Annotated in this window: 1 protein-coding gene; it reads right to left on the bottom strand. The window is 66.7% G+C overall.

All coding sequences use genetic code 11. The features are described from left to right. Positions 1-2: 2 nt before the first annotated feature. Positions 3-1343 carry an IS701 family transposase gene (locus tag FBQ73_RS20520; RefSeq protein WP_246089812.1) on the bottom strand — a complete coding sequence of 447 codons (1341 nt, stop codon included), beginning with the start codon at positions 1341-1343 and terminating at the stop codon, positions 3-5. Between the last annotated feature and the right edge of the window lie 75 nt (positions 1344-1418).

Genomic DNA, 1418 nt, shown 5'->3' with positions numbered 1-1418 from the left:
CACTACTTTGGCAGAATCAGATTGGCGGTCTCCAGATGGCCCTTCGGCAGTGGGGGCAAGTTGGCGGTAGTGATGCGGAGGAGAGTGCCTTGAGGACGGCTCTGCGGACCTGAGGCAAGGTCGGCCGTGGCGGTCCGTGACGCAGGCTTTTTTTCTCCTGCGGCCTCTACGAGGCGCCGATGCTGGAGGAAGGCGTAGGCGATCATGGTCATCAGGGCATGGCGGTGAAGGCCGCGCCAGGAGCGGCCCTCGAAGTGGTCGAGGCCCAGTTCCTCCTTCATCTGCTGATGGCCCTGCTCGCACACCCAGCGCGCCTTGATGGCGGCGGCGAGCTTGGTGAGGGAGGCTCCGGCGGGCAGGTTGGCGAGATAGTATTTCCGCTCGCCCGAAGACCGCCATTCGCCCACCAGCCAGGCCTCTTCCCCTGGCATATGCTGCTGGCCTTTGTCATGGATGCGCTGGGGCAGCCCGTCGGCGATGCGGATGCGGCAGGCGGCAAAGCGGGCGCTCAAGGGACCCCTGGTGCCGCGCCGCCAGGAGAGCTTGCGCCATCGGGCCTCGGCCAGCACCGTCTCGGCGGAGGCGGAAAGCTGGTCGGGGATCTGGTTCTTGCGCGGCCGGCCGCGCCCGGCGACGGGGAAGACGAGCGCGACATCGGCCGGATAGACCTTCTGATGCTTCGGGATGCCCACGGCCCAGGTGAGACCACGCCCGCTCAAGCCCTGGCGGAAGGACGCGGACAGGCCATAGCCGGCGTCGGCCAGCACCAGGCCGAAGCGCACGCCCTGCGCTGTGACGCGATCGATCTCCTGAAGGGCGATCTCCGGCTTGGAGCGCGGCGCCTGGAACGGCTCCGGCACGCCGGCAGTGACCATGCGCTCGACATCGCTGGTCCAGCTCTCGGGCAGGAACAGGCGCAATCCCAGGGCGACGGGCACCTCGTCCCTCGCCAGTGTCACGGATACCAAAGTCTGGCAGTTGGCGCGCTTGCCGAGCATGGAGGCGTATTGCGGCGCCACGCCCACCGAGTGGCTGCCCTTCTTCGGGATGCCGGTGTCGTCGATGACGAGGACGGCATCGGGACCGCCCACGAGGCGGTCGGCGGTGCGGGCGAGTTCCGCTTCGAGTGGCCCCTCGTCCCAAAGGCCGTCGCAGATGAAGTGGTGGAAGCGGTCGTACCGCGCCGGATCGAGACGTTCGGCCATGGGCTGCATGCTCTTGCGCTCGCCCGGACCGATCAGGCCCGCCACATAGAGCGGGCAAATCTGCCGCCGCTTTTTGTGCCCCAAAAGGGCGACGAACGGCTTCAGAAACTCCCCCAGCGCCTCATCCCAGATCGTCATGGCCTGCGCTCCAATCCGAGCGCAAACCTCAACACCTCAGCCTTATCAATCCGTTAATCTGCCAAAGTAGTGCTA

The sequence above is a fragment of the Xanthobacter autotrophicus genome (genome assembly GCF_005871085.1).
Taxonomy (GTDB): Bacteria; Pseudomonadota; Alphaproteobacteria; order Rhizobiales; family Xanthobacteraceae; genus Xanthobacter; species Xanthobacter autotrophicus.
This window is presented reverse-complemented; position numbering and strand designations above follow the sequence as displayed.